This is a genomic window from Enterobacter sp. A103, from assembly GCF_034427535.1.
Classification (GTDB): Bacteria; Pseudomonadota; Gammaproteobacteria; order Enterobacterales; family Enterobacteriaceae; genus Enterobacter; species Enterobacter asburiae_B.
In genome coordinates, this window is the sequence record NZ_JAXQPQ010000008.1 from 79,585 (window position 1) to 103,541 (window position 23,957).

Genomic DNA, 23,957 nt, shown 5'->3' on the forward strand with positions numbered 1-23,957 from the left:
GCTTATTTCGCAATCTGAGAGTCCGTCTGCTCGTTAGCAACGGACTCTTTTTTTTCCTGATGCTGATACCAGGATTTGAAATACTTCAAAAAGCTATAGGCTGTGGCATACAGTCCCGTCGCCACCCCCACTTTGCCCTTACGCCAGGCGCCGCTAAACAGATACCATTTGAAAAAAGCCCCGATGGCGCTGATTACGCCGCGCCCTATAGAGGGCCGTATTTTTTGATGTTGAACCAGGCGGGTTGTATAACAATTTAATTTGTTAAAAAGCTCATGCAGCGTGGGAAACGTATCATGTTTTACATAACCCGGAATACGTTCACAACGGAGAAAACCTTCGACCTGATCGTCTACCGGCCTGTTATTAAACCGGGACTGTTTACGATTAAAAAGACGCACAGGATAATCAGGGGATGAAACTGGATAAATCGTCCGGACTTCTTCACCCAGAACAAACCAGTGGCGACATATTCGCCATGCCATTCCGGGGTCTGGCTCATCGCCTGCTTTTAACGTTAAAACGGCATTAACCGTTTCCTGGTCAAGAATTTCGTCGCTGTCGATGCACAGGACCCAGTCATTGCTGGCTAAGGATATGGCATGGTTCATCTGCTCGCCATGCCAGCCAAATTTTTTATAGACAGGTAGCAGTCCAAAACTTTCACAAATATATCGTGTTTTGTCCGTACTGCCAGAATCGACCACGACAATTTCATCCGCTATTTTCAAAAGAGGCGGAATAACATCGTGCAATAATCTTTCAGAATTAAACGTTAATAAGCAGACCGTTATTTTAAACATTTTCCCACTCTCAATAGCAGCCTAAATTAATATTATTAATACTATATAAATGAGGAGGGACGATTAAAGTCCTGAATCACACTTTTCAAATAAGCACGCTTGAAATTTTGTCTAATTCTGAAGAGCAATAAAATAGAAAAATCTATTTTATTTCAACAGATTCTTTATAATGCAGTCAGATGAAGGGTAGCACACGGATTCAGACATGCCGCACAAAAGTAAAATTCTCCTCCTGGATACGGGTAAAGAATGGGGGGGAGGCACCAACAGTATGCTTGAGCTCCTGAAGCGAATCAATCGCGATAAATTCGATATTACCTGTTGTTTTTACAGTGATTATAGTCGTGCTGAAGGTGAGACAATTGGCCAGGTGCTCAACGGCATCGGCATCCCGCTCATCGTGATCCCTCAACGTCCGCAGCCGGTCTGGGCCAAATTGTTGAAGGAAGCGGGACGTAGCCTGCTGTTTTTCTCACGCAGCGCCCGCAAGGCATTGACGCGTCACGTGGATATCATGTGGCGCATCAGGCCTAACGTCAGCAAAATCGAGACCCTTTTCACGCAGGGCGGTTTCGATACGCTCTATATGAATAACCAGCCGGGCTCAAACGAGGAAGGCTATCTGGCGGCGGCGAACCTGCAGGCGCGGTTGATCCAGCACTGCCGCATTGAGCCCGTTTTGACCCCGCCGCTGGTAAAGCTGGTTAATGCCCATGCCACAAAAATCATCGCCGTCTCGCACGGCGTTGAACGCGTGTTGCTTCAGCATGGCGTCCGGCCCGAACTGTGTACGACGGTCAATAATGCCATCGACATCCACCAGCCTTTACCTGACCGACGCGCGATGCGCCAGCGCCTGAACATTGATGACGACACGTTTGTGTTCGGCAGTATCGGGTCGTTAATCCCTCGCAAAGCCAACCACCACACGCTGGAGGCGCTGGCACAGTTCAGCCAGAAGCATCCCGAGGCGAAATGGAAAATGGTGCTGGTCGGCGAAGGTGCCGAACGCCGCGCTTTAGCGGAACAGGCCCGAACGCTGGGAATTGAAAACCACGTCATCTTCACCGGTTTTCAGAATACCCCATTTGATTACCTCGCTACGTTTGACGCCTTTATTCTGGCCTCAAAAAGCGAAGGGCTACCGCGCGTGGTGCTGGAAGCGATGCTTCTCAATATCCCCGTGATTGGCTCTCAGGTGACCGGCACGGCGGAATTGATTGACCATGATTCGACAGGGCTGCTCTTCCCCTGGAGCGATGTTTCACAGCTTGCACAGCATCTGGACAATATCTGGGCAGACGCGGATCTGCGGGCTCGACTGGCGGCAGCTGCATACCAGAACGTCTGTCATACCTATGCCATCGAAAACTATGTCAGCGGTGTCGAAGCCGTGCTTGGCGCGCACTAACCAAACGAGATAACTATGTTTAAATTTCTTAATGCTCGCTATCGTCATATCACCGGGCGACACAACATTCCTTACAGCTCTCTGCACGTGACGGGCGCACTTGCTGCGGTGGATTCTATTGTGATTCCGTGTACCGGCGCAGATTTCGTCGAAGAAGCATTACTCTCTGCCACCTTCGCGGAACGTTATGCCACCGGGGTAAGCGAAATCGTCATCGTCAGCGATCAGCCTGAATCCGCCTTTGGGATACTGCCGCCGAAAACACGCGTAGTGACCCTTAACCTTCCGGTTCGTGAGGAAGGTTACCGCTATAAGCAGATCTACCTCAGCCGTCTGGTGAAGCTTAACGCCCCGCTGCAGGCGCGCGGTGAAGGCGTATTGATGATCGATTCCGATCTCAACCTGCTCAAGATGCCCGAGATCAACATGGCCGATATGCACATCTACTCCAGCTTCCGTCAGGGCAAAATGATTGCCAAGCTGGACGGTGCGCCAGCGGAGAAAGTGCCGGCGTATTACAAAGAGACGGTGCGCCCATATCTGGTCGATCACGTTAACGGCGCGTTTCTTGCGGCAACTAAAAAAACCTGGCGCCGTATCTGCCCGCTGTGGCTGACGCTGTTCCAGGATACCTGGGAGCTGATGGACGACACGCAGCCGCCGACCGATCAGCTGCCGCTCGCCGCGCTGCTGGACATGCTGGATTTAAAAACGGTTAACCTGGGCGACTGGATGAACTGGCCAGTCTCCAAGAAGATCGGTGGTCAGGAAGCCGTTGTGCCGAAAGAGGTGATTGGCGCGCACGGCGGTTTCCCCCTCTCCGAATGGCAGAAGTATCTTGAATCGCCGGATAACAAACTGCTGTTCAAAGGTCAGGACTACACCCGCAAGGTGCGTTACCTGACGGACGAAGAGAAAAAGAATCAGTGAAAAAAGGGGCCTCAGGCCCCTTTTTGATTACTTATCCCAGCTCAGGATCACTTTCCCTGACTGGCCGGAACGCATCGCGTCAAAGCCCTGCTGGAACTCATCGATGGAGAAACGGTGAGTAATAATCGGGGACAGATCCAGACCGGACTGGATCAGCGCCGCCATCTTGTACCAGGTCTCGAACATCTCGCGGCCATAGATGCCCTTGATGAACAGCCCCTTGAAGATGACTTTGTTCCAGTCGATAGACATGTCTGACGGCGGAATACCTAGCATCGCGATACGGCCACCGTGGTTCATGGTGTCGAGCATGGTGCGAAATGCCGGCGGCGCGCCGGACATCTCCAGGCCAACGTCAAAGCCTTCGGTCATGCCCAGCTCTTCCATCACGTCGGTCAGGCTCTCTTTCGAGACATCTACCGCACGGGTGACGCCCATTTTGCGGGCCAGCGACAGACGGTATTCATTCACGTCGGTGATCACAACGTTGCGCGCGCCCACGTGCTTGGCCACAGCAGCGGCCATAATGCCGATTGGGCCCGCGCCGGAGACCAGCACGTCTTCACCGACCAGGTCGAAGGAAAGCGCCGTGTGCACCGCGTTGCCGAACGGGTCGAAGATGGAGGCCAGGTCGTCAGAGATATTGTCCGGAATTTTGAACGCGTTAAACGCCGGGATCACCAGGTATTCCGCGAAACAGCCCGGGCGGTTTACGCCCACGCCAATGGTATTACGGCACAGGTGCGTACGCCCGCCGCGGCAGTTACGGCAGTGGCCGCAGGTAATATGGCCTTCACCGGAGACGCGGTCGCCAATTTGGAAGCCTTTCACTTCCTGACCGATACCCACCACTTCACCGACATATTCGTGACCGACAACCATCGGTACCGGAATGGTTTTCTGCGACCACTGATCCCAGTTGTAGATGTGAACGTCAGTACCGCAGATGGCGGTTTTACGAATTTTGATCAGCAGATCGTTATGACCGACTTCCGGCTCCGGCACGTCGGTCATCCAAATCCCTTCTTCCGCTTTCAGTTTGGATAACGCTTTCATCACACGTCCTCAGGCAATTACGCCCAGCTGTTTGCCGATGCGGGTAAAGGCTTCCACCGCACGTTCAATTTGTTCAGGCGTATGCGCCGCAGACATCTGGGTGCGGATGCGCGCCTGACCTTTTGGTACCACCGGGAAGAAGAACCCGGTGACGTAAATCCCTTCTTTCTGCAGTTCGCGGGCAAATTGCTGCGCAACAACCGCATCGCCCAGCATCACCGGAATGATCGCGTGGTCAGCACCGGCCAGGGTAAACCCTGCGGCGCTCATTTTTTCACGGAACAGACGGGCGTTGGACCACAGGCGGTCGCGCAGCTCAGCGCCGGACTCCACCATCTCCAGCACCTTGATGGAGGCGGCAACAATGGCCGGCGCCAGGGAGTTGGAGAACAGGTACGGGCGAGAGCGCTGGCGCAGCCACTCGACCACCTCTTTACGCGCGGCGGTATAGCCGCCGGACGCGCCGCCGAGCGCTTTGCCCAGCGTACCGGTGATGATATCCACGCGGCCCATCACGTCACAGTATTCGTGGGAACCGCGGCCATTTTCGCCGACAAAACCGACCGCGTGAGAGTCATCGACCATCACCAGCGCGTCGTATTTATCCGCCAGGTCGCACACGCCCTTCAGGTTGGCGATCACGCCGTCCATGGAGAACACGCCGTCGGTGGCGATCAGCACGTGGCGAGCGCCCGCTTCACGCGCCTCTTTCAGGCGCGCTTCCAGCTCGACCATGTCGTTGTTGGCGTAGCGGAAACGCTTCGCTTTACACAGGCGTACGCCGTCGATGATGGAGGCGTGGTTCAGGGCGTCGGAGATAATGGCATCTTCTGCGCCAAGCAGGGTCTCAAACAGACCGCCGTTGGCGTCGAAGCAGGAGGAGTACAGAATCGCGTCTTCCATTCCGAGGAAGCTCGCCAGCTTTTGCTCAAGCTGCTTGTGGCTGTCCTGCGTACCGCAGATAAAGCGTACGGAGGCCATGCCGAAACCGTGGGTGTCCATGCCGTTTTTTGCAGCGGCAATCAGCTCAGGGTGATTCGCAAGACCTAAGTAGTTGTTCGCACAAAAGTTGATCACATGGCTGCCGTCGGCAACGGTGATGTCCGCCTGCTGGGCAGACGTGATAATACGCTCTTCCTTGAACAACCCTTCCGCACGTGCGGTGTCGAGGTCGCTGTTTAACTGTTTGTAAAAATCACCACGCATTGCAATTCTCCAGACTCGGCAAATTTCGGGACATATTACCCAAACCTATAGTTCATGACGAGATGACACGTCATCTCTTGTCGTTTTTGCAGCATAAATCACGCGTACCCCTGCGCTGTGAAGGTGAATGGCTGAAGGGCAGCCATACTAATGATATGATAGAGACATTAGCGTCCGGGATTGTCCCCGGGCTCCACACTTCAAAGGTTACAGTTATGATCATCGTTACCGGCGGCGCGGGCTTTATCGGCAGCAATATTGTTAAGGCTCTCAATGACAAAGGCATCACCGACATCCTGGTGGTTGACAACCTGAAAGACGGCACCAAGTTCGTCAACCTGGTGGATCTGAACATCGCTGACTACATGGATAAAGAAGACTTCCTTATCCAGATTATGGCAGGCGAAGAGTTCGGCGAGATCGAAGCTATCTTCCACGAAGGTGCGTGTTCTTCCACCACCGAGTGGGACGGCAAGTACATGATGGACAATAACTATCAGTACTCCAAAGAGATCCTGCACTACTGCCTGGAGCGTGAAATTCCGTTCCTGTATGCCTCGTCCGCGGCAACCTACGGCGGCCGCACCTCGGACTTTATCGAATCCCGCGAGTATGAACAGCCGCTGAACGTCTACGGTTACTCCAAATTCCTGTTCGACGAGTACGTGCGTCAGGTGCTGCCAGAAGCGAACTCGCAGATCGTCGGCTTCCGTTACTTCAACGTCTACGGACCGCGCGAAGGCCACAAAGGCAGCATGGCGAGCGTGGCATTCCACCTGAACACCCAGCTGAATAACGGCGAAAGCCCGAAACTGTTCGAGGGCAGCGACGGCTTTAAGCGCGACTTCGTTTACGTGGGCGACGTAGCCGCAGTGAACCTGTGGTTCTGGGAAAACGGCGTATCCGGCATCTTCAACCTGGGTACAGGCCGCGCGGAGTCCTTCCAGGCGGTGGCTGACGCAACGCTGGCGTATCACAAAAAAGGCAGCATCGAGTACATTCCGTTCCCTGACAAGCTGAAAGGCCGTTATCAGGCGTTCACCCAGGCCGATCTGACCAACCTGCGCGCCGCAGGCTACGACAAGCCGTTCAAGACCGTTGCCGAAGGCGTAACGGAATATATGGCCTGGCTGAACCGCGACGCATAAGTATGAAGATTCTGGTGATCGGCCCGTCATGGGTGGGCGACATGATGATGTCGCAAAGTCTCTATCGCACGCTCAAGGCGCGTTATCCCCAGGCGATAATCGACGTGATGGCACCCGCGTGGTGCCGTCCGCTGTTGTCGCGTATGCCGGAAGTGAACGAGGCGATCCCGATGCCGCTTGGCCACGGGGCGCTGGAAATTGGCGAACGCCGTAAACTCGGCCATAGACTGCGCGAGAAGCGCTACGATCGGGCGTATGTCCTGCCAAACTCCTTTAAATCCGCCCTGGTACCCTTTTTTGCAGGCATTCCACATCGCACCGGCTGGCGCGGTGAAATGCGCTACGGCCTGCTGAACGATGCGCGGGTGCTGGATAAAGAGGCCTGGCCGCTGATGGTGGAGCGCTATGTGGCGCTGGCCTACGACAAAGGCGTGATGCGCAGTGCGCAAGACCTGCCGCAGCCCCTGCTGTGGCCACAGCTTCAGGTTAACGACGGTGAAAAATCCCAGACCTGCAGCGCGTTTGGTCTTTCGTCTGAACGCCCGATGATTGGCTTCTGCCCCGGCGCCGAGTTCGGCCCGGCAAAACGCTGGCCGCACTACCACTATGCGGAGCTGGCGAAACAGCTGATTGACGAAGGCTACCAGATTGTCCTGTTCGGTTCGGCAAAGGACCACGAGGCAGGCAACGAAATTCTCGCGACGCTCAGTAATGAACAGCAGGCCTGGTGCCGCAACCTGGCGGGAGAAACGCAGCTTGAACAGGCTGTTATTCTGATTGCCGCCTGTGAGGCCGTGGTCAGCAACGATTCGGGCCTGATGCACGTCGCCGCCGCGCTAAACCGCCCGCTGGTGGCGCTGTATGGCCCAAGTAGCCCGGACTTCACGCCCCCGCTTTCTCATAAAGCGCGCGTCATCCGCCTGATCACCGGCTATCACAAAGTACGCAAGGGCGATACCGCAGAAGGCTACCATCAGAGCCTGATCGACATTACGCCAGAGCGCGTTCTCGAAGAGCTTAACGAACTGCTGTTGAGCGAAGAAGGATAACGAATGCGGGTACTGATCGTTAAAACCTCTTCGATGGGCGATGTTCTGCATACGCTCCCGTCACTGACGGACGCGATGCGGGCCGTTCCCGGCATTCGTTTTGACTGGGTGGTGGAGGAAGGCTTCGCGCAGATCCCCACCTGGCATGAATCGGTTGACCGCGTGATCCCGGTGGCGATCCGCCGCTGGCGCAAAGCGTGGTTCTCCGCGCCGATTAAAGCCGAACGCAAAGCCTTCCGTGAGGCGGTGCGGGCACAGCATTACGACGCCATCATCGACGCCCAGGGGCTGGTGAAAAGCGCCGCGCTGGTGACGCGTCTGGCACACGGCGTAAAGCACGGCATGGACTGGCATACCGCCCGCGAACCGCTGGCGAGCCTGTTCTATAACCGTCGGCACCACATCGTAAAGCAACAGCATGCCGTAGAACGTACCCGCGAGCTGTTTGCAAAAAGTCTGGGCTATGCGAAACCGGAAACCCAGGGCGACTACGCCATTGCGCAGCACTTTTTGCGCAATACAGATCCCTGTGCTCAGCCTTATCTTGTCTTCCTGCATGCCACAACGCGCGACGATAAACACTGGCCGGAAACGCACTGGCGAAGCCTGATTGAACTAATGCAACCTACCGGCATCCATATTAAACTGCCGTGGGGCGCTGAACATGAGCGGCAGCGTGCAGAGCGTCTGGCAGCAGGTTTTTCACACGTCGAGGTATTGCCGAAACTGACGCTGGCGCAGGTTGCCGCGCAGCTGGCGGGAGCGAATGCTGTTGTTTCCGTTGATACAGGTTTAAGCCATTTAACCGCGGCGCTGGATCGTCCGAATATCACGATTTTTGGTCCGACCGATCCCGGATTGATCGGGGGTTACGGTAAAAACCAGCATCAGATGGTCAGCCCGACCCAGCAAACGAAGGATATCAGCGCAGATGCTATTTTTTCATTTTTACAGGGCAGCCGTTGGCTTTCCAACAGGGATATCTAACGCATGAGTTACGTATTTCTGCTGATTTTACTCTTTCCGGTGAAGCTTATCCGGAAGCTGTTCCGCAAAGAGACAGGTAAAAACCTGGTCATTCAGACAGCAAAAATCGGCGATTTTGTTAATGCAACGCCCCTTCTGGCATACCTGCAAAAAAGCGACGTGCTCATCAGTCGTAGCGTGGGTGCGCTGGCGAAGCATGATGAGACGATCGATGAGATTTTTTTTATCGAGCAGCATAAGCGTAACCTGTGGCGAAAGCTGGTCTTTGCCTGCCGGATCATGAACCGCTATGACAATGTCTATCTCCTGCAACCCAATAGCGTGAACCTCTTTTTCGCCTCCGTGTGTAACGCTAAAAACAAACAGTTTTTAAGCACGTACACGCGCAGATGGTATCACGGTATTTTCTATGCAACGGCAGACGGTACTGTTGAACACGGTAAGAAGACTCTTTCAGTCACGAACTATCTCAAACTGGCCGATCGCACCTTAACCTGGCAAGACTCGCCAAAGCACGCCACAAAGCCACTTTTCAAACCTGCGACCTATCCGGCAATCCTCGATAAACCCGGCGTGATCCGCATTGGCATCAGCGTAGCCGCCGGGAATAAAGCGAAAACCGTTCCGCCGGTCATCTGGAAGCAAATTGCCGATCGTCTCGCCGACCTGCCCTGCGAATTTTATGTGTTTGGCGCCCCGAATGAACAATCGTGGATGGATGATATCACCCGCGCTTACGGTGAACTGCCCAACTTTATTAACCTGATTGGCAAAATCTCGCTTGAAGAGCTGCCGTGGGCCATTTCTAAAATGGATTGCTATATCGCGTCTGATTCGGGGAATGTCTACATTGCCGATGCGGTAGGCGTGCCGGTAATCTTACTGTTCGGGCCTTGTTGCCACTATGAACAGCGTCCGCTGGGCAACGTATTGCTGATTGGTAATGATGACAACATTTGCTCATATGTTTTTGAAACACGATATTACTTCTCACAGAGCCGGGCAGAACTCTTCGCTGTAACAGACGAAGCGCTACGTGAACTCAAACACTTCATTTGCGAGTTACCCACAATTAATACAGACGCATACTCCTTTGATGCTCAGGGAAACTAATTATTATGGCTTTTCTAAGCATCATTATTGCCGCGCATAACGCCAAAGATACGCTTCACACTACGCTAGAAAGCCTGCAAAACGCGATTGAGGGTGCGGGGGATGATGTAGAGATCATTATCTTTAACGACAGTTCAAACGACTCAACGCAGGATATTATTGAAGCGTGGCTGCCAATACTTCCGAATGCGCAATCCCGATACGTCGAGTACCGTAACGTAGGCCATGTTCGAAACAGTGCCCTCTCGCTGGCCACAGGTGAATACATCACCATGCTGGATAGCGATGACCGGATGAAACCGGGCAGCATCAGGGACGCTGTGGCGTTTCTCAAATCAGAGCGCCCTGAAATGCTCCTGACGCGCCTGCTGGAAATTCGCGACACCAAAAAAATTACAGCCGACTGGCAGGGGTTCTCTCCTGTTGCTTTGTCACAACATGAGGCAATAAAGCGGTTCCTGCAGCACAAAGATTTTCAGGCACATCTCATCGGGCAATTCATTCATCGGAAATTGTATGTAAATAACCCGATGCCTTCGATGATTTGTTATGAAGATTTCGCCGTGTTTCCCGGCATGCTGATGCAATCGCGTAAAATAGTCTATCAGCGTCAGGGACACTATTATTACATCAAACGTAACGACAGCTTGTCGAGCCGTCTCGACGCCAGTAAAATCGCTACGCTGGTTGATTGCACATTACAAATGGAAAAAACATTCCCTCGTTCTTTTAAGCATCTTGTTAATTGTCACTGGTTTGATATCTACAGAAACCACCGGCAGCATCTGACTGACCTGCAACTCAAACTGGTTAAACAGCGGGTCAATGCACTTTATTCTCTCTCTTTCTTCTTTACCAGAGATGTACGTTTCAGCTACAAAAAAAGGGTCATTGAGGCATTATGGAAAAAGTAAAACTGCGGCTTTATCAGCTGACGCTGATTTTGAGCCTTATTTCGCTTGCGCTGGCGCTGCTGAGTTCAGGTAAGCAGCGAGAGTTTTTCTATATTGCGATTTATGCCAGCATTATCGGCTTAGCGTGCGAATATAAAAAAATCACAGTGCGTCCTTTTTCTATCGCATTGCCGATTTTATTGATTGGCCTGCTTAATCTTGGCTGGTATCTGGTGTATGAATATCAGAGCGAAGGTCTGAACGTTTATAGCGATTATCTCGGTGCAAGTAAAAAATTAATTCTGGCAAGTATTCTCATTTTTTATCTTGACCGGTTTAAGTCTTATATTGATAAAACATCCTTCCAGAAATATTTTTTATACGCCTCTGGTGCAGGGTTTATACTCGCCACTGGCTATGGCTTATGGCAGGCTTCACAGGGTATGGGGCGTATCGAGATGGCCATAAACCGTGCGACCGTGTCGGCTTATGTTTATTCTGTATTATCACTGGCGTTTGTATACAGCCTTTATCTACAGAAAAATATAAAACTGTATGTAGCCGCAGGACTCATCATCTTAATATCTTATTTCGTCATTCTTTTAACGGGCACGCGTGCCGCAATGGGGTTATATCTACTCCTGGCGATTGTACTCACGCTTTATCACTTCAGAAGGATCCACCTTAAATCTACGCTGATTTTCTTATGTATTGTGGCGGGTATTGTTATCGTTAGCTACAAGCCATTAATCTTACCTAAGATACAACAAACACAAGCTGAAGTTGAAAGTTATCAGAAAGGCTATGATGCAACCTCACTCGGCGCACGTTTCTCTATGTGGAGTGTTGGCATTCAAAACGGGCTGGCCCATCCTTTAGGGCAATCAGTTGAAGACCGCGAAATATGGACACAGCAATATGTGAAAGATGGGCATCCACACCTCGCGGCTGCACTCGAGTTTATCAGGGTGCATCTGCACAATGAGTTTATTGAGAAATATTCTCTGCAGGGGATCCCAGGGCTGGCGATATTAGTGTTTTTCTATATATCGATGATCGTTTACGCCCTTAAAAACAGAAATGGCCTGCTGCTGACGACCATGCTTCTTTTATTACTCTATGGCCTGACTGACGTCATACTGTTGAGTTCTGAAGCTTTAATCTTCTTTGTCACCGTATTTGCGCTGAGTACCCCTTTTTCGCAAACCAGGCAACGCTAATGATAATGCCCGCCTGGCGGGCATTATTTTTTCTTGTACTGATAAAACTCCGCCAGCGTCATCCCTACCGTCTTATCGGATAACCAGCTAAAGAGCGTTTCTAAATCCTGATACAACCCTTCAATCGCCGCCTCATCTTTAAACGTTGGGCTTCCGCCAGGCATAAATTCCGACGAATGAAGCATAAACTCCACGTACTCACTTCCCTGCGACAGGCTTTGCTGTGCGACCTGAATCATTTGCGCCGCATTCCCACCGGACGGTCTTAGCCAGTTCACAGAGGGAGAGCGATATTTACCGCGAAGCCTGTCGTAACCCTGTTTGATCGTGTTCAACCACGCCGGGTGTTTATACTGAATGCTCATCGGCACTTCGAGTAATGGGCTATTGCCTGCCCGGGAAATATTGTCTAAATCCATGAAATAGGCGTGGTCGGGGAAATGTTGATAATCCGTTCCGCCATTACCCTGTGGGGCGCCTTTCGCATTGCGCCAGTTCACGCGTGGCGTCACGGAGCAATCCACCTGGTAGCCCAGTTCAACGAGCAATTTTGCGTAGCGACTGTCAAATGCCCAACGTCCGGCACGGTGGCTTAACATTTTGGTCTGGAAGGTCTCTTCCAGCAGGCGGGTCATGAACAGCACTTTTTCGCGCATCACCTCATCCGAAAATTCAACCAGATAAGGCTGCCATCGCCAGTCATCGCCCGTGAGATCGTGTTCCGGCGGGCTATTCCATGCGTGAAGGTGCATTCCCACCTCCCCCTGACCGCGGGCGATTGCGTCCCTGGCGAATTCGATGAAAACGGGTTCGATCGCCATCTCGTAATTGGTCAGCCACACGGGCTTAAAGCCGAAACGCTCACAAAGCGCCTGGAAACGCGCCAGATAACGCGCATTTTCCGTTTTAATGACGCGGTGATTTTGCCAGAGATTATCGCCCTCAGTATCAATTGTGATGATAAACGCTGGTTTGTTCATAATGAGTCCGCAAGACAGGAAAGTTAGCGCTATGTTACGCACTCTCCAAAGCATGAGTAAACCCTTCCAGGGAAATTACTGAGATTATGGAGAAAGAGTGCAAGTCGCTATCAGGTCTATTAGAATTGCCATCAGTACAACGCCGATAAGATGATGATGAATAACTTACCTGACACACCTGATTTGCGCATTTTACTTATCAAACTCCGCCATCATGGCGACATGTTGCTGACCACTCCCGTCATTGATTCGCTACGTCAAAAATGGCCGCAGGCGCAGATTGATGTCCTGCTGTATGAAGAAACGCGCGATATGCTCGCCGCGCATCCGGCGATCGGTACAATTTATGGAATCGATCGTAAATGGAAACAGCTTGGCACGCTGAAGCATCTTCAAAAAGAGTGGCAGTTGCTGCGTGCGTTAAGAAATCAGCATTATCATCTGGTGATTAACCTGGCCGATCAATGGCGTAGCGCGATCGTCACCCGTTTCACCGGTGCACCCGTTCGCCTCGGATTCGCGTTTAACAAACGCAACGGTGCATTCTGGCGTTTTTGTCACACCGTTCTGGTCTCTGTCGACGGCCACAAATCCCTGCATACGGTCGAACAGAATCTTTCCATTCTGGCGCCATTACCGGTCGCGCCGCAGCCTGCCGTCACCATGGCTTACACCGCAGAAGACTGGCATCATGCCCGCCAAAAGCTGACGCAGACGGCTGTGGGCGACAGCTATATCGTGATCCAGCCGACGTCCCGCTGGTTCTTTAAATGCTGGAGCGAAGACAAAATGGCGCAAACCATTACTGCACTGCAGCAGGATGGTCATACGGTTGTGCTCACCGCGGGGCCGGATAAAAAAGAGCTGGCGATGATCGATCGCATTCTCGCCGCCTCGCCGAAGACGGGAGTCGTCTCGCTGGCGGGCCAGCTAACGTTGCGCCAGCTGGCCTCACTCATAGATCATGCGCGTCTTTTTATCGGCGTTGACTCCGTTCCAATGCATATGGCCGCCGCGCTGCAAACGCCCTGCGTGGCGCTGTTTGGTCCTTCTAAACTCACGTTTTGGTCTCCATGGCAAGTCAACGGTGAAGTCATCTGGGCCGGCGATTACGGCCCGCTACCCGATCCGGATGCCATTGATACCAAAACGAAAGAACGCTATCTCGACGCCATTCCCGTTGATGCTGTCGTCTCCGCCGCAAGGAGATATCTGTCATGAAAAACCATCGTCTGGCCATTGTTCGCCAAAAGTATCGCCCTGATGGCGGAGCGGAACGCTTCGTTTCGCGCGCTCTCACCGCGCTGAGCAATCAGAACCTTGAGCTCAACGTCATCACGCGTGAGTGGCAGGGAGAGAAGCAAGACGACTGGCATATCCATATTTGCAACCCTCAAAAATGGGGCCGCATCAGTCGAGAGCGCGGATTTGCACAGGCCGCGCGCACGCTGTGGCAGCAACAGCAGTTTGATATTGTTCAAAGCCATGAGCGCATCCCGGGTTGTGATATCTATCGCGCGGGTGATGGGGTGCATCGTCGCTGGCTGCTTCAGCGCGCGCGCATTTTACCAGCCTGGCGTGCGCAAATGCTGATGTATGACCGCTATCACCGCTACGTGATGCGTGCGGAACGGGAAATGTATCAGGCGCCTGAGTTGAAAGCCGTAATCTGTAATGCGGAGATGATCAAACGCGAAATCGTTGAAGACTTTGATATTGACGCAAATAAAATTCATGTGATTTATAATTCTATTGATTCCAGCCGCTTCGTTCCGTCCCAGGAGGCACAGCGTGCGATTTTGCGCCAACAATTTGGTTTGCCAGCCGATGCCGTTGTGTTCTGTTTCGTAGGCTCAGGATTTGAACGAAAAGGATTAGCCAGCGCCATACGCGCTATCGCTGGAACATCAGCCTGGCTGATTGTGGTTGGGCAAGATAAAGCAGAGCGTCGCTATCGCGACCTCGCCCGTTCGTTAGGCTGCGAGGGGCAAATCCGTTTCATGGGGGTGCAAAAAGAAACTCTGCCTTTTTATCAGCTATCCGATGGTTTACTGTTGCCAACGCTGTATGATCCCTTTCCTAACGTCATTCTTGAAGCGATGGCCTGCGGCTTGCCCGTCATTACTTCAGAGAGTTGCGGTGGTGCAGAGTTTATTCAACAAGGCCAGAACGGATTTTATTGTGACGCACTTGATATCAGTACATTGAAGGAAGCGGTAGCCGCCATCCCTTCACTGGAAAAAAATAACAATATGGGACGAGCGGCACGTGAACGTGTAAAAGACGCCACTCCCGAAAAACTATCAAGTCAGCTTATTACGCTTTATCAAAAATTACTGGATTAAAAATGCGCATCCTAATGATTATTGATGGTTTACCCGGTGGAGGAGCTGAAAAAACGGTTCTTACACTCTCCCGTGGATTAATAGAAATGGGACATCAGGTCTCTCTATTCTCTCTGCGGAAAGTGTGCGACTACGCCATCCCGGAAGGCATCGATTATCAGGTTGTTCAGGATACATGTAAAAAACCGTGGCGAAAGCTGACGGAAATCCCACGCCGCGCCCAACTGCTGGATCAGGCGATTGAGCGAGCTGAGCGCAGCGGCAAATTTGATGTGGTGTTCTCTCACCTGCACAAAACCGACCGCATTGTGGCGCACTGCCGCGCGCTGGAACGTGACAAAGTCTGGTTCTGCGTGCACGGCATGTTCTCGTTTTCCTATCTTCGCCATCGCAGCGGACTTTCGCGCTGGTTTAAACATCTTAAAATCCGTCATACCTACGAAAACCGCAACGTTGTCGCCGTCTCAGGTGCCGTGTTGACAGATCTTTCCGAGACGCTGGCGCTCAATCTTCGACGCAAAGCGGTTATCCATAATCCTTTCGATATTCCTGAAATTCAGCGTCTGGCGGATGCGCCCTTCGAGATGCAGGGAAAGGATTACATTATTCATGTTGGCCGCTTCCATGAGCACAAACGCCACGACCGACTCTTACGTGCGTTCGCCCTGAGTAAAATTGACACCACGCTGGTCATGATGGGCAATGGATCTGACGCTCAAATTCAAAAACTCAAGCAGCTTGCTGCCGAGCTGGGTATTGAAAACAAAACGGTTTTCCGCCCGTTCGATTCCAATCCCTATCCCTGGATTAAAGGGGCACGCCTTTTAGTGTTAAGTTCTGACTGCGAAGGTTTTGGTAATGTGCTGGTCGAAGCCATTATCTGCCAGACGCCACCGGTCAGTACAAATTGCCCCGGAGGCCCTGCCGAAATCCTCACCGGCGCCTTAGCGCGCGGGCTGGCAGAGTTAAATGACGCGTCACTGGCAAAAACGCTGGCGGATATTTATACCGCCCCGCCGGTCGTTGGCGATGCAACCATCGCGTCGTTCGGTATCAGTGCCATTTGCCAGCAATATATTGCTCTGGTCGACAATCAAAAATAATCAGGTTTCTTATGCAAAATTCAGCCCCATTGTTAAGCGTGGTGGTTGCCGTTTATAACGGTGAAGCTTTCCTGGATCAGTTCTTTACCTGCCTTGTGAATCAACGCATCGACAGCATGGAAGTCATCATTGTCAATGACGGCTCTACTGACCGCTCGATGGAGATCGTCGAAAAATGGCGAGAAAAACTGCCGCAGCTGCAGGTCATAGAACAGCCAAACCAGGGCGTATCCATCGCGCGTAACACCGGTCTGGCCATTGCGACGGGTCAATATCTCTCTTTCCCGGATATTGATGATGTCTTTAAACCCGGCATGTACCAGCGCCTGCTGGATATGGCCGTCACGCAGGATCTGGATGTCGCCACCTGTAACGGGAACTACGTCTGGGAGAATAACAAGAAACCCTCGCGCCCGATCTTCCCTGAAGACAAACTGGCTTCGACTGGGGTCATGGCTGGCCCTGCGTGGTTAAAAATGGCGCTGGACTCTCGTAAATTCCTTCACGTCACCTGGTTGAACATCTATCGCCACGACTTTATCCGTAAACACAATTTCCATTTCGAACCCGGCTTGCGCCATCAGGATATTCCGTGGACCACCGAAGTGCTGCTCGCGGCAGAGCGGGTTCAGTACACCAGTGAACGTTATTACGACTACTACATTCACTCTGCATCGGTGTCCCATATGCCGGACAATGACGACACGCTGATTCGTTCCGCGCGTCACTACATGAAAATCCTGCAGATGCTCGACGCCATCAATCAGCGCTACCCGGATAAAGTGAAAGGGATCCCTGCCTGCCACTGGCAAATTGCCAAAGAGGGCCTGGGCATTATTCACACCTTCGACAACATGAAGGATGAGAAGAAGAAATCAATGATTATTAAAGAGTTCTTCGAAACAGGCATCTGGAAACTCATCTGGAAAAGTGCAAAAAGTCCGCGTCTGCGCTGGCGGCTGGGTCGACGTTATTTCCGTTTGAAACGGTATCTGGCATAAGAGATAGCTTTACCTGGCCTAAATGCTTAGAATTTGCCCGCCGAAACTAAAAAAACGGATAATCGCTTGGAATTGTTGTATACCGCTCTGCTCTACATCATTCAGCCACTGGTGTGGCTGAGACTGTTGCTTCGTAGCCGAAAAGCGCCTGCGTATCGTAAACGCTGGGCTGAACGCTATGGCTTCTGCCGCAATAAAGTCGTACCGGACGGTATTTTGCTGCATTCCGTTTCTGTCGGTGAAACGCTGGCGGCGATCCCGCTGGTTCGCGCCCTGCGTCACCGCTACCCTTCGCTGCCAATCACCGTCACGACGATGACGCCAACCGGCTCGGAGCGCGCGTTATCCGCTTTCGGTAAAGACGTGCAGCACGTCTATCTGCCTTACGATCTGCCCTGCGCCATGAATCGTTTCCTGAATACCGTTCGCCCGAAGCTGGTGATCGTGATGGAAACCGAACTGTGGCCGAATATGATTTCCGCCCTGCATGCCCGTAAAATCCCGCTGGTCATTGCCAACGCCCGCCTTTCAGAGCGCTCGGCGAAAGGTTACGGCAAGCTGGGTAAGTTTATGCGCCGCCTGCTGAGCAAAATTACGCTGATTGCCGCGCAGAACGAAGAGGATGCGGCACGCTTTATCGCGCTGGGCCTGAAACGCAACCAGCTTGCGGTAACGGGCAGCCTGAAATTTGATATTTCCGTTACCCCTGAACTCGCCGCCCGTGCGATCACGCTGCGTCGCCAGTGGGCCCCGCGTCGTCAGGTCTGGATTGCCACCAGTACTCATGATGGCGAAGAAGAGATCATTCTGCAGGCTCACCGCAAGCTGCTGGAAAAATTCCCTGATTTACTGCTGATCCTCGTGCCTCGCCATCCGGAGCGTTTTAAAGATGCCCGCGAAATGGTCCAGAAAGGCGGATTCAGCTTCACGCTGCGCAGCAGCGGTGAAATTCCTTCCGGCAGCACCCAGGTGGTGATTGGCGATACGATGGGCGAGCTGATGCTGCTGTACGGAATCGCTGACCTCGCGTTTGTCGGTGGCAGCCTGGTCGAACGCGGCGGTCATAACCCGCTGGAGCCGGCAGCCCACGCTATTCCGGTGCTGATGGGGCCGCACACGTTTAACTTCAAAGATATCTGCGCGAAACTACAGCAGGCCGATGGTTTAATTACCGTGACCGATGCGGATTCGGTGGTCAAAGAGGTATCGACCCTTCTGACTGACGAAGATTATCGCCTGTGGTACGGGCGCCATGCCGTCGAAGTGCTGCACCAGAACCAGGGCGCACTGACCCGACTGCTGCAGCTTCTGCAACCTTATCTGCCCCAGCGGAGCCACTGATGTCAACGCGTCTGTCGGTCGTCATGATCGCCAAAAACGCCGCCGACCTGCTTCCGGATTGCCTGGCGTCGGTTGCCTGGGCTGACGAAATAGTCATTCTTGACTCTGGAAGTACGGACAACACGGTGAACGTTGCCCGGGCAGCGGGCGCAAAAGTCTTTGTCGACGCTGACTGGCAAGGCTATGGCATCCAGCGCCAGCGCGCGCAGGGCTATGCCACAGGTGATTATGTCCTGATGCTCGACACCGACGAACGCATCACGCCTGAGCTTCAGCAGGCCATTCAGGCGGTGATTTCCTCGCCCCAGCCTGGCGCCGTATACAGCATTGCCCGCCGCAACTACTTCCTTGGCCGTTTTATGCGCCACAGCGGCTGGTATCCTGACCGCGTGATGCGCCTCTACGAGCGCGAGCGGTATCAATACAACGACAATCTGGTGCATGAATCCCTGAGCTGCGATAGCGCCCAGGTCATTCCCCTGACGGGCGATTTGCTGCACCTGACCTGCCGTGATTTCGCGAGCTTCCAGCGTAAACAGCTCAACTATGCCACCGCATGGGCTCAGGAGCGTCACCAGCGCGGCAAGAAGGCCTCGCTGACGGGTATCTTCACCCACACGCTGGGCGCGTTCCTGAAAACGCTGCTGCTGCGTGGTGGCGTCCTGGACGGCAAGCAGGGCTGGTTACTCGCGGTTGTGAATGCCCAGTATACTTTCAACAAATACACCGAGCTGTGGGCGCTCTGCCGCGGCTACTCAGAGAAAACGTGAGCCATGAGCACAAAAGCGATTTATCCGGGTACCTTCGATCCGATCACCAACGGTCATCTTGATATCATCACCCGTGCGGCGTGCATGTTCGACAAGGTGATCCTGGCCATTGCCGCCAGCCCCAGCAAAAAGCCGATGTTTGACCTCAACGAGCGCGTACAGCTCGCCACCGATGCCATTTCGCACCTGCCGAATGTTGAGGTGGTCGGGTTTAGCGACCTGATGGCAAACTTCGCCCGCGCTCAGCAGGCCAATATTCTGATCCGTGGTTTACGCGCGGTGGCAGACTTCGAGTACGAGATGCAGCTGGCGCACATGAACCGCCACCTGATGCCGGAGCTGGAGAGCGTGTTCCTGATGCCCTCCAAAGAGTGGTCGTTTATCTCTTCCACGCTGGTAAAAGAGGTGGCGCGTCATCACGGCGATGTCACCCATTTCCTGCCGACTAACGTCCACCATGCATTGATGGAAAAGCTAAAGTAACCTTATTTCTGGCACTGACGGCAGTAGAACGTGGCGCGCTGGGCGTGCTTCGTGGCAATCACTGGCGTGCCGCAAACTCTGCACGGTTCGCCTTTACGGCCATACACCTGCAGCTCCTGGGCAAAATAGCCCGGCTTGCCGTCACTTTGCAGGAAGTCCTTCAACGTTGTCCCGCCCTGCTCAATCGAGCGAAGTAATACGGCTTTAATCACCCGGACCAGCAGCTCGCACTCCTGCGCCGACAGCGAAGAGGCCAGCCGATCGGGATGGATCCCGGCCGCAAACAGCGATTCGCTGGCGTAGATATTCCCCACGCCGACCACCAGCTTGTTATCCATCAGCCAGGGCTTAATCGGGCTTTTCTTCTTCGCACACTTCGCCTTGAGGTATTCTGCGTTAAACGCGTCTGAGAGCGGCTCCGGGCCCAGATGCGCCAGCACGTTATGCCCTTCCAGCTCCTTCGTCCACAGCCACGCGCCAAAGCGCCGTGGGTCGGTGTAACGGAGCACTTTGCCGTTGCTCATCACCAGATCGACGTGGTCGTGCTTTTCCGCAGGCAGTTCTTCGGTAAGAATGCGCAGGCTCCCGGACATCCCCAGGTGGATAATAATCCAGCCGTCGGGCAGTTCCAGCAGCAGGTATTTCGCGCGACGCTGTACGCTAAGGACGGGTTTATCGCTCAGGGCATGGATCTCATCGGACACCGGCCAGCGCAGACGTCCATTGCGGACCACCGCGTGAAGAATCGTCGCGCCGACCAGATGGGGCTCAATGCCGCGACGGCTGGTTTCTACCTCAGGTAATTCAGGCATGGTTCCTCCGTTGAGATGCAGAATGCAAAAAACCCCGCAGTTGCGGGGTTTTTCGATACAAGGAGACTAAAATTATTTGATTTTAGCTTCTTTGTACAGTACGTGCTGGCGTACAACTGGATCGAATTTTTTCAGTTCCAGTTTTTCCGGCTTAGTACGTTTGTTCTTCGTGGTGGTGTAGAAGTGACCTGTACCAGCAGAAGAAACCAGCTTGATTTTCTCGCGAATACCTTTAGCCATGATTTATTTCCTCTTTAAGTACTTAGTACTTTTCGCCACGGGCACGCAGTTCGGACAGAACTGTATCGATGCCTTTCTTATCGATTACACGCATACCTTTAGCAGATACGCGCAGGGTGACAAAACGCTTCTCGCTCTCAACCCAGAAACGGTGAGAGTGCAGGTTCGGCAGGAAACGGCGTTTAGTCGCGTTCAGTGCGTGGGAACGGTTGTTACCGGTCACCGGACGCTTGCCAGTAACTTGGCAGACTCGGGACATGTCTATTCTCCAAAAATCAAATTAGCTCGAGCTTCGTATGGGGTATCGGCGCCTCGTCAGGCTTTACAGCCCGGTCATCGCATAGTTCTAAGTGAACTCTCGATTGCCAGGCCCAAATGCCAAACCCGAGATTCTCAAAGGTGGCGTAGTATACGCTGACTCGGCGGTGTGCTCAAGTCCCGAACAGACAAAGATCCCGATGGATCGCGAGAAATAGCCTAAATCCAGCCATGTTCTGCGAAAGAAATGTACTCACCGCGGCCAATTATCAGATGGTCCAGCACACGAATGTCCATGAATTGACAGCATTTGATAATGCGTTCGGTGATTTCTTTGTCCGCTCTGCTCGGTTCTGCACAGCCAGAGGGGTGATTATGCGCGAGGATCACGCCCGCTGCATTCACTTTTATCGCTTCCCGCACAATTTCACGCGGATGCACCTCAACGTGACTCAACGTGCCCGCAAAGAGACAGCTATGTTTCAGCACCCGATTTCTGTTATCGACAAAGATCACTATAAAGATCTCGCGTTCAATATCAGTTAACTGGCTTTGCAGGAATTCACGCGTCATTTCTGGCGTCAGGATCGGATCTTCCTTCTCCATGCGGACATTGTAAAAACGGCGGGCAAGTTCAGCAATGCCCCTCAGCTGGGCATATTTCGCCACGCCAATTCCCTCAACGTGCTTAAACTGCGCCATATCGGCGGTCAATAAACCGTACAGCGAACCGAAATGTGCGATCAGCTCTTTTGCCAGCGTAAATACCGTTTTTCCGGGCGTTCCGGTACGTAAAAAGAGCGCCAGCAGTTCATCGTCTTTTAACAGGCTAACGCCATAGCGCAGCAGTTTTTCGCGCGGCAGCAGCTCCTCATCCTCTTCTTCCATGCTCTTTCTCCCCTTTTTAACCTTATGCTGCCACAGGCCAATCCGTCGCTCGACGGCCACATTGCGTTCTTGCGTAGCGCCTCGCAAAGTGGTCGAAGGACAAAATCACCCCGCTTTGGGGATTGTGATAAAATGCCCGCTCTCTGGTGAAACCCAACAGGAAAGAATCATGATGAGCCTGGCCGGTAAAAAAATCGTTCTTGGCGTGAGCGGCGGCATTGCTGCTTATAAAGCGCCGGAGCTGGTGCGTCGTCTGCGCGAGCGCGGAGCTGACGTGCGGGTCGCGATAACCGAAGGCGGTAAAGCCTTTATCACTCCCCTGAGCCTGCAGGCCGTTTCAGGATACCCGGTATCTGACAGCCTGCTCGATCCGGCCGCCGAAGCCGCGATGGGCCATATTGAGCTGGGTAAATGGGCAGACCTGGTTATCCTCGCCCCCGCCACGGCTGATTTAATCGCTCGGGTAGCGGCCGGTATGGCAAACGATCTGGTCTCCACTATTTGTCTGGCCACGCCTGCGCCTGTTGCCGTCGTTCCTGCCATGAACCAGCAGATGTACCGTAACGCGGCCACCCAGCATAATCTTGAGACGCTGGCCTCACGCGGCCTGCTTATCTGGGGTCCGGACAGCGGCAGCCAGGCCTGCGGCGACGTTGGCCCGGGTCGCATGCTTGATCCGCTGACGATTGTTGATATGGCCGCAGCCCATTTTTCGCCTGTCAACGATCTGCAACATCTCAACATCATGATTACCGCGGGCCCCACGCGCGAGCCGCTGGATCCGGTGCGCTACATCACCAACCACAGCTCCGGCAAAATGGGCTTTGCGATTGCCGCCGCCGCCGCAAGGCGTGGCGCGAACGTCACGCTGGTGAGCGGCCCGGTATCGCTGCCTACCCCTGCGTTTGTGAAGCGAATTGACGTCACCACCGCGCTGGAGATGGAAGCCGCCGTGCAGGCACATGCGCAAAGCCAGCAGATTTTTATCGGCTGTGCGGCCGTCGCAGACTATCGTGCCGAGACTATCGCCGAGGCTAAAATTAAAAAGCAAGGCGATGAATTAACACTAAAAATGGTGAAAAACCCGGACATTGTCGCCGGTGTCGCCGCACTAAAAAGCCATCGTCCATACGTTGTTGGGTTTGCCGCAGAAACGAATAATGTGGAAGAATATGCCCGGCAAAAACGTACCCGCAAAAACCTCGATTTGATTTGCGCGAACGACGTATCGCTGGCCACACAAGGATTTAACAGCGACAGCAACGCACTGCACCTTTTCTGGCAGGATGGAGATAAAGTCTTACCGCTTGAGCGCAAGGAACTCCTGGGCCAACAATTACTCGACGAGATCGTTACCCGTTATGATGAAAAAAATCGACGTTAAGATTCTGGACCCGCGTGTTGGCGAGCAATTCCCGCTGCCAACCTATGCCACCTCCGGCTCTGCCGGTCTTGACCTGCGCGCCTGTCTCGATGACGCCGTAGAACTGGCTCCGGGTGCCACTACCCTGGTTCCAACTGGCCTGGCAATTCACATTGCTGACCCGTCGCTGGCAGCGGTGATCCTGCCGCGCTCTGGTCTGGGTCATAAGCACGGCGTTGTGCTGGGTAACCTGGTCGGCCTGATCGACTCCGACTACCAGGGTCAGCTGATGGTCTCCGTCTGGAACCGTGGTCAGGACAGCTTCACCATTGAACCGGGCGAGCGTATCGCCCAGATGGTCTTTGTACCGGTGGTACAGGCAGAATTTAACCTGGTGGCAGACTTTGACGCCACCGACCGTGGCGAAGGCGGCTTCGGCCATTCCGGGCGCAAATAACGGCCCGAAAGATACGTATCTCACAGCGTTATAATGCAATAACAAACCGCAAACGCCCGTTTGCGGTCGCTGTGTGGATGCCAGCCTGGCAAGTGCTTAT

The 23,957-nt window shown here is 53.3% G+C and carries 25 protein-coding genes; 17 read left to right on the forward strand and 8 right to left on the reverse strand.

Going from position 1 to position 23,957, the window contains the following annotated elements:
* Positions 1 to 2: 2 nt before the first annotated feature.
* A complete protein-coding gene (locus SPH27_RS18465) occupies positions 3 to 803 on the reverse strand; it encodes a glycosyltransferase family 2 protein (RefSeq protein WP_182071931.1) in 801 nt (266 codons plus the stop codon).
* A 205-nt stretch (positions 804 to 1,008) separates the two neighbouring features.
* Between SPH27_RS18465 and SPH27_RS18470 the strand changes: the two genes are divergently transcribed.
* Both SPH27_RS18470 and SPH27_RS18475 read left to right on the forward strand, forming a co-directional pair.
* Positions 1,009 to 2,214: a glycosyltransferase gene (locus tag SPH27_RS18470; RefSeq protein WP_048975598.1), complete on the forward strand. Its 1,206-nt coding sequence runs from the start codon at positions 1,009 to 1,011 to the stop codon at positions 2,212 to 2,214.
* A gap of 15 nt (positions 2,215 to 2,229) precedes the next feature.
* A complete protein-coding gene (locus SPH27_RS18475; protein ID WP_182071929.1) occupies positions 2,230 to 3,144 on the forward strand; it encodes a hypothetical protein in 915 nt (304 codons plus the stop codon).
* A 27-nt stretch (positions 3,145 to 3,171) separates the two neighbouring features.
* Here SPH27_RS18475 and tdh read toward each other — a convergent pair whose 3' ends face one another.
* Positions 3,172 to 4,200: an L-threonine 3-dehydrogenase gene (tdh, locus tag SPH27_RS18480; RefSeq protein WP_023309906.1), complete on the reverse strand. Its 1,029-nt coding sequence runs from the start codon at positions 4,198 to 4,200 to the stop codon at positions 3,172 to 3,174.
* A 9-nt stretch (positions 4,201 to 4,209) separates the two neighbouring features.
* Entirely contained in the window at positions 4,210 to 5,406 is a 1,197-nt protein-coding gene (kbl, locus tag SPH27_RS18485; protein ID WP_024906617.1) for a glycine C-acetyltransferase, read from the reverse strand.
* A 215-nt stretch (positions 5,407 to 5,621) separates the two neighbouring features.
* Here kbl and rfaD point away from each other — a divergent pair, with 215 nt between their 5' ends.
* Genes rfaD through SPH27_RS18515 form a run of 6 tightly spaced genes read left to right on the forward strand, consistent with a single transcriptional unit; the run spans position 5,622 to position 11,816 of the window.
* The gene (gene rfaD, locus SPH27_RS18490; protein ID WP_008502707.1) at positions 5,622 to 6,554 is read left to right on the forward strand and encodes an ADP-glyceromanno-heptose 6-epimerase; all 933 of its coding nucleotides are present in this window, start codon (positions 5,622 to 5,624) and stop codon (positions 6,552 to 6,554) included.
* A gap of 2 nt (positions 6,555 to 6,556) precedes the next feature.
* The gene (gene rfaF, locus SPH27_RS18495; protein WP_096150881.1) at positions 6,557 to 7,603 is read left to right on the forward strand and encodes an ADP-heptose--LPS heptosyltransferase RfaF; all 1,047 of its coding nucleotides are present in this window, start codon (positions 6,557 to 6,559) and stop codon (positions 7,601 to 7,603) included.
* Positions 7,604 to 7,606: 3 nt separating this feature from the next.
* The gene (rfaC, locus tag SPH27_RS18500) at positions 7,607 to 8,590 is read left to right on the forward strand and encodes a lipopolysaccharide heptosyltransferase RfaC (protein WP_096150880.1); all 984 of its coding nucleotides are present in this window, start codon (positions 7,607 to 7,609) and stop codon (positions 8,588 to 8,590) included.
* Positions 8,591 to 8,593: 3 nt separating this feature from the next.
* Positions 8,594 to 9,703, forward strand: coding sequence for a glycosyltransferase family 9 protein (locus SPH27_RS18505; RefSeq protein WP_096150879.1), 1,110 nt, complete (start codon positions 8,594 to 8,596; stop codon positions 9,701 to 9,703).
* Positions 9,704 to 9,708: 5 nt separating this feature from the next.
* Positions 9,709 to 10,617 (forward strand): glycosyltransferase family 2 protein, encoded by a 909-nt coding sequence (locus SPH27_RS18510; protein WP_096150878.1) that lies wholly within the window; start codon positions 9,709 to 9,711, stop codon positions 10,615 to 10,617.
* On the forward strand, positions 10,605 to 11,816 hold the full coding sequence (locus SPH27_RS18515) for an O-antigen ligase family protein (protein WP_322435760.1): 1,212 nt from the start codon (positions 10,605 to 10,607) through the stop codon (positions 11,814 to 11,816). Before SPH27_RS18510 ends, SPH27_RS18515 begins: the two co-directional genes overlap by 13 nt.
* A gap of 23 nt (positions 11,817 to 11,839) precedes the next feature.
* Here SPH27_RS18515 and SPH27_RS18520 read toward each other — a convergent pair whose 3' ends face one another.
* Positions 11,840 to 12,796, reverse strand: coding sequence for a polysaccharide deacetylase family protein (locus SPH27_RS18520; RefSeq protein WP_048975608.1), 957 nt, complete (start codon positions 12,794 to 12,796; stop codon positions 11,840 to 11,842).
* Positions 12,797 to 12,946: 150 nt separating this feature from the next.
* Between SPH27_RS18520 and rfaQ the strand changes: the two genes are divergently transcribed.
* The 7 genes from rfaQ to coaD all read left to right on the forward strand — a co-directional run bounded on the left by rfaQ (position 12,947) and on the right by coaD (position 19,839).
* A complete protein-coding gene (rfaQ, locus tag SPH27_RS18525) occupies positions 12,947 to 14,017 on the forward strand; it encodes a putative lipopolysaccharide heptosyltransferase III (protein WP_182071927.1) in 1,071 nt (356 codons plus the stop codon).
* Positions 14,014 to 15,141 carry a glycosyltransferase family 4 protein gene (locus SPH27_RS18530; protein WP_182071925.1) on the forward strand — a complete coding sequence of 376 codons (1,128 nt, stop codon included), beginning with the start codon at positions 14,014 to 14,016 and terminating at the stop codon, positions 15,139 to 15,141. The genes rfaQ and SPH27_RS18530 overlap by 4 nt, the downstream gene beginning before the upstream one ends.
* A gap of 2 nt (positions 15,142 to 15,143) precedes the next feature.
* Positions 15,144 to 16,244 carry a glycosyltransferase gene (locus SPH27_RS18535; RefSeq protein WP_048975611.1) on the forward strand — a complete coding sequence of 367 codons (1,101 nt, stop codon included), beginning with the start codon at positions 15,144 to 15,146 and terminating at the stop codon, positions 16,242 to 16,244.
* A gap of 11 nt (positions 16,245 to 16,255) precedes the next feature.
* Positions 16,256 to 17,245, forward strand: coding sequence for a glycosyltransferase (locus tag SPH27_RS18540; RefSeq protein ID WP_182071923.1), 990 nt, complete (start codon positions 16,256 to 16,258; stop codon positions 17,243 to 17,245).
* 66 nt (positions 17,246 to 17,311) lie between these two features.
* A complete protein-coding gene (gene waaA, locus SPH27_RS18545; RefSeq protein WP_032661923.1) occupies positions 17,312 to 18,586 on the forward strand; it encodes a lipid IV(A) 3-deoxy-D-manno-octulosonic acid transferase in 1,275 nt (424 codons plus the stop codon).
* Entirely contained in the window at positions 18,586 to 19,356 is a 771-nt protein-coding gene (locus SPH27_RS18550; protein WP_182071921.1) for a glycosyltransferase family 2 protein, read from the forward strand. The genes waaA and SPH27_RS18550 overlap by 1 nt, the downstream gene beginning before the upstream one ends.
* 3 nt (positions 19,357 to 19,359) lie before the next feature.
* Positions 19,360 to 19,839, forward strand: a complete 480-nt coding sequence (gene coaD, locus SPH27_RS18555; protein WP_063408583.1) for a pantetheine-phosphate adenylyltransferase — start codon at positions 19,360 to 19,362, stop codon at positions 19,837 to 19,839.
* Between the two features lie 2 nt (positions 19,840 to 19,841).
* Here the strand turns inward: coaD and mutM are convergent, their stop codons facing one another.
* The 4 genes from mutM to radC all read right to left on the reverse strand — a co-directional run bounded on the left by mutM (position 19,842) and on the right by radC (position 22,037).
* Entirely contained in the window at positions 19,842 to 20,651 is an 810-nt protein-coding gene (gene mutM / locus SPH27_RS18560) for a bifunctional DNA-formamidopyrimidine glycosylase/DNA-(apurinic or apyrimidinic site) lyase (protein WP_023309890.1), read from the reverse strand.
* Between the two features lie 72 nt (positions 20,652 to 20,723).
* A complete protein-coding gene (gene rpmG, locus SPH27_RS18565; protein ID WP_003024094.1) occupies positions 20,724 to 20,891 on the reverse strand; it encodes a 50S ribosomal protein L33 in 168 nt (55 codons plus the stop codon).
* Positions 20,892 to 20,913: 22 nt separating this feature from the next.
* Entirely contained in the window at positions 20,914 to 21,150 is a 237-nt protein-coding gene (gene rpmB / locus SPH27_RS18570; RefSeq protein ID WP_002436699.1) for a 50S ribosomal protein L28, read from the reverse strand.
* A gap of 218 nt (positions 21,151 to 21,368) precedes the next feature.
* Positions 21,369 to 22,037: a RadC family protein gene (gene radC, locus SPH27_RS18575; RefSeq protein WP_048980254.1), complete on the reverse strand. Its 669-nt coding sequence runs from the start codon at positions 22,035 to 22,037 to the stop codon at positions 21,369 to 21,371.
* A 172-nt stretch (positions 22,038 to 22,209) separates the two neighbouring features.
* Here radC and coaBC point away from each other — a divergent pair, with 172 nt between their 5' ends.
* A complete protein-coding gene (gene coaBC / locus SPH27_RS18580) occupies positions 22,210 to 23,421 on the forward strand; it encodes a bifunctional phosphopantothenoylcysteine decarboxylase/phosphopantothenate--cysteine ligase CoaBC (RefSeq protein ID WP_087823747.1) in 1,212 nt (403 codons plus the stop codon).
* Complete coding sequence (gene dut, locus SPH27_RS18585; RefSeq protein WP_008502691.1) at positions 23,399 to 23,857, forward strand: dUTP diphosphatase; 459 nt, start codon at positions 23,399 to 23,401, stop codon at positions 23,855 to 23,857. The genes coaBC and dut overlap by 23 nt, the downstream gene beginning before the upstream one ends.
* Positions 23,858 to 23,957: the final 100 nt, after the last annotated feature.